This window comes from Microbacterium sp. P2_F9, assembly GCF_056403635.1.
In genome coordinates this window covers 1-3,730 of record NZ_JBFUFC010000274.1, presented here as the reverse complement: position 1 = coordinate 3,730, position 3,730 = coordinate 1, and the positions used below count along the sequence as shown (strand labels likewise).

Below are 3,730 nucleotides of genomic sequence, written 5' to 3'. Positions count from 1 at the left end.
CGGCGAGCGCGGCCGCTGCCCCGACGACGGCCCGGATGCGCGCGGCCGGCCCGCGCAGCACCTCCGCGCCGTGCTCGGCGATGGCCGTCATCGTGGGGAAGAGCCGGCTGGTGCCGTCGAAACCAGTGGTCTGCTCGCCCAGCGCCTCGGTGAGCGCCGTGAGGGCGGTGCGCGCGGCGGCCACCGTGATCTGCTGGCCGATCATCGCGCGGATCAGCATCTCGTGTGGCTCGGCGGCGCCGGGCACGCGGATCCCCGGCAGGTGCGCGACGCGCCCGGAGAGCTCCGGATGCCGCGCCAGCGCATCGTCGACGGCCACCGGATCGGCATCCAGGTCGAAGAGCCTCCGCGCCCGGGCCACCGTCGCGGGCAGGTCGCTGAGCGCGGCGAGCCGTGCCCGCAGGCGCACCCGGCCGATCTCGTCGACGCGCAGCTCGAACCACGCCGGACCGCCAGGAAGCCGGAGGGTCCGGGCGAACGAGGCCGGCGTCGCGACCTCCACCCCCGGAATCTCCCTGGCCGCCATCCACGCGAACAGCCCGTCGGCATCGAGCGGTCCGCGGTGCGGCAGCACGAGGTCGATCGCCCCGGCCGGCGCTTCGGCGGGCCGGCCCGTCGCCGTGCGCCGGGCGCGAAGCTCGAGTGGAGGCATCCCGAACACCTCCCGCACGGTGTCGTTGAACTGCCGCACGCTCGCGAAGCCGGCGGAGAACGCGACATCGGCCGCCGGCAGGTCGGTGCCGACGAGCAGCATGCGGGCGGTGTGGGCGCGGTGCGCACGGCTGAGGGCGAGCGGTCCCGCGCCGAGCTCGGCGGTCAGCAGCCGGGTGAGGTGCCGAGGCGAGTAGCCGAGGCGCCGGGCGAGACCGGGGACACCCTCGCGCTCGACCACCCCATCGGCGATCAGGCGCATCGCCCGGGCGGTCGTGTCGCCGCGGAGGTTCCACTCCGGCGACCCGGGCGCCGCCTCGGGAAGGCAGCGCTTGCACGCCCGATACCCGGCCTCGTGCGCGGCGGCGCTCGTCGCGTAGAAGGTGACGTTCACCGGCTTCGGCGTGCGTGCGGGGCAGCTCGGCCGGCAGTAGATCCCGGTCGAGCGCACGGCCGTGACGAACTGCCCGTCGAAGCGCACATCACGCGATTCGATGACGCGGTAGCGCTCATCGAAGGTCATTCCCGGGGAGTGCATGCCCCTAGCCTGACACGCACCGAGCCGTCCGGCTCGCGGAAATCGGACACGGCGGTGCGGCGATCCCGCGACCCCCGCACGTCACCCGGGCTCAGTGGAAGAAGTGCCGCTCGCCCGTGAAGAACATCGTGACCCCGGCATCCCGCGCCGCCTCGATGACCTCGTCGTCGCGCACCGAACCACCGGGCTGCACGATCGTCGAGATGCCGGCGTCGATCAGCACCTGGGGCCCGTCCGCGAACGGGAAGAAGGCATCGGATGCCGCGACCGAGCCGGCCGCGCGCGCCCCGGCGCGCTCGACCGCGAGCCGGCACGAATCCACGCGGTTGACCTGGCCCATGCCGATGCCCACCGTCGCCGAGCCCTTGGCCAGCACGATCGCGTTCGACTTGACGGCGCGGCAGGCCTTCCAGGCGAAGATCAGGTTGGTCATCTCATCGTCGGAGGGGCGCTCGCCGGACACGAGCTGCCAGTCCTTGGCGACGACCTCCAACTCATCGGGGAACCGGTCGGCGTCCTGCAGCAGCAGACCACCGGACAGGAGGCGGACGTCCATCGGCTCCTGGCGCCAGTCGGCGGGGAGCTGCAGCACGCGCAGGTTCTTCTTGAGCGCGAAGACCTCGAGGGCCTCCGGCTCGAAGTCGGTCGCGACGATGACCTCGGTGAAGATGTCGCGGAGGTTCTCGGCCATCTTCAGCGTGATGGTGCGGTTGGCGGCGATGACCCCGCCGAACGCCGAGACCGGATCGCACTCGTGCGCGCGCAGGTGGGCGCTGGCGATCGGGTCGAGGGCGTTCGGGGCCGCGACGGCGATCCCGCACGGGTTGGCGTGCTTGATGATCGCGACCGCGGGCTTGACCATGTCGAACGCGGCGCGGAGCGCGGCATCGGCGTCGACGTAGTTGTTGTACGACATCTCCTTGCCCTGCAGCTGCGTCGCCTGCGCGATCCCGTGCCCGCCGATGCGCGAGTAGATCGCGGCGCGCTGGTGCGAGTTCTCGCCGTAGCGCAGGGTGGAGAGGCGCTCCGCCTTGATCGTGAGGTGCTGCGGGAGGTCCTCGTCCTCGCTCAGCGTGCCCTCGGCGAACCAGGTGGCGACCGCCCGGTCGTATTGCGCCGTGTGCGTGAACGCACGCGCGGCCAGCTCGCGCCGCTGTGCGAGGGACGTTCCGCCTGAGCCGAGCGCCTCGATGATCGCCGGGTAGGACTCCGGCGCGACGACGATCGCGACGTTGGCGAAGTTCTTGGCCGAGGCGCGCACCATCGCCGGTCCGCCGATGTCGATCTGCTCCACCACATCGTCGCCGACGGCGCCCGAGGCGACAGTCTCGACGAACGGGTAGAGGTTCACCACGACGAGCTCGAACGGGTCGATGTGCAGCTCTTCGAGCTGGCGCTCGTGATCCTCGAGCCGGAGGTCGGCGAGCAGCCCCGCGTGCACCCCCGGGTGGAGCGTCTTCACACGGCCGTCGAGCGACTCGGGGAAGCCGGTCACGGACGCGACATCCGTCACCGCGTAGCCGGCTTCGCGGATCTTCGACGCCGTCGAGCCCGTGGAGACGATCTCGACACCGGCGCCGGCGAGCGCCTCGGCGAGCCGCAGCAAGTCGGTCTTGTCGCTGACCGAGACCAGGGCCCGGCGGATGGGGACGACATCGCGGTCGCGGTACAGGGCGGGGTCGTGGGTCGGGCCGGCCATGGGGGGACTCCTCGGTTCGGGTCGGGGAAGATCAGACGGATGCCGCGGCGAGGTCGAGCTCGCCGGTCGCGATCCTGCGGACCACATCGATCAGCAGACGTCGTTCGACGGGCTTGATGCGCTCGTGCAGGGTGTGCTCGTCGTCGCCGGGCAGCACCGGGACGCGCTCCTGCGCGATCACCGGACCGGTGTCGACGCCGTCGTCGACGATGATGACGCTCGCGCCGGACTGCGCCGCGTCGGCGGCGATCGCGTCGCGGACCGCGTGGGCCCCGGGGAACTCGGGAAGGTAAGCCGGGTGGGTGTTGATGATGCGAGGCGCCCACGCCTCGACCACCGCGGCGGGCAGCAGGCGCATCAGTCCGCTCAGCACGACGAGGTCGGGCTGCCACACCTCGAGCTGGGCGACGAGCTCAGCGCCCCACTCCTCGCGCGTGTCGAATTCACGCCACGGGACCAGGAACGAGGGGACGCCGTAGTCCTCCGCGTGCGCGAACCCCTCGGCCTCGCGATCGGCGCCGACGACCACGATGCGCGCCGGGAAGTCGGGGTCCGCTGCAGCGTCCAGCAGGGCCCGGAGATTCGACCCGGCGCCGGAGATGAGGACGGCGACCGTGAGCACAGGTCCAGTCTACTGACGGGTGTCCGGGCTCTGCGGCGGCCGACAGTGTCGCCGGATCAGGTGATGCGGCGACTACAGGCTGGAATCGTCCGGATCGTCCTGACGTCGCGACTTCTCCTGATCCGGCGACCCTGCCCGCGGCGGGAGAGGGATCGGCGCCGTGTCCGCGTCGGGATCGGCGACCGGCGGCGCCGGCGCAGCCACAGGCTCGGCCGGCGCG

The 3,730-nt window shown here is 72.2% G+C and carries 3 protein-coding genes; all 3 read right to left on the bottom strand.

Annotation, left to right across the window (positions count from 1 at the left end; genetic code table 11):
• Positions 1-1,189: bifunctional transcriptional activator/DNA repair enzyme AdaA (locus AC1DVT_RS18625; protein ID WP_477390705.1), on the bottom strand; the 1,189-nt coding region annotated here is incomplete at its 3' end.
• A 91-nt stretch (positions 1,190-1,280) separates the two neighbouring features.
• Entirely contained in the window at positions 1,281-2,888 is a 1,608-nt protein-coding gene (gene purH, locus AC1DVT_RS18620) for a bifunctional phosphoribosylaminoimidazolecarboxamide formyltransferase/IMP cyclohydrolase (protein ID WP_457100066.1), read from the bottom strand.
• Between the two features lie 31 nt (positions 2,889-2,919).
• Complete coding sequence (purN, locus tag AC1DVT_RS18615) at positions 2,920-3,510, bottom strand: phosphoribosylglycinamide formyltransferase (RefSeq protein WP_477390703.1); 591 nt, start codon at positions 3,508-3,510, stop codon at positions 2,920-2,922.
• Between the last annotated feature and the right edge of the window lie 220 nt (positions 3,511-3,730).

Bases quoted from the DNA above. Each gene is read 5' to 3' on its own strand.
- purH (WP_457100066.1), bottom strand. From the start codon at position 2,888: ATGGCCGGCCCGACCCACGACCCCGCCCTGTACCGCGACCGCGATGTC.